Genomic DNA, 442 nt, shown 5'->3' with positions numbered 1-442 from the left:
ACCTCCTAGTTGTCTGTGAATCTCCACCTCCTTTCCCACTTAGTTATAATTTGGGACCTTAGCTGGTGGTCTGGGTTGTTTCCCTTTTGACAATGGAAGTTAACTCCCATAGTCTCACTCCTGAGCTTTAAATTATGGTATTCGGAGTTTGATTGATTTCAGTAAGCAATATGCCCCCTAGATCATTCAGTGCTCTACCCCCATAATTGAACACTCAAGGCTGCACCTAGATGCATTTCGGAGAGAACGAGCTATCTCCTGGTTCGATTGGCTTTTCACCCCTAAACCTACCTCATCCCCCAACTTTTCAACGGCGGTGGGTTAGGACCTCCACTGTGTCTTACCACAGCTTCATCCTGGACAGGTTTAGATCACCAGGTTTCGCGTCTACGCCAAACGACTATCTCGCCCTATTAAGACTTGGTTTCCCTTCGGCTCCGTT

General features: G+C 47.1%; 1 rRNA gene. It reads right to left on the bottom strand.

The annotated features are described in order from the left end of the window. Positions 1-442, bottom strand: a 23S ribosomal RNA gene (locus EII32_RS11670); the annotation flags it as partial.

Source organism: Prevotella sp. OH937_COT-195 (genome assembly GCF_003932845.1).
Taxonomy (GTDB): domain Bacteria; phylum Bacteroidota; class Bacteroidia; order Bacteroidales; family Bacteroidaceae; genus Prevotella.
The sequence above is the reverse complement of the archived record's forward strand: the minus strand, read 5'-3'. Positions and strand labels throughout refer to the sequence as shown.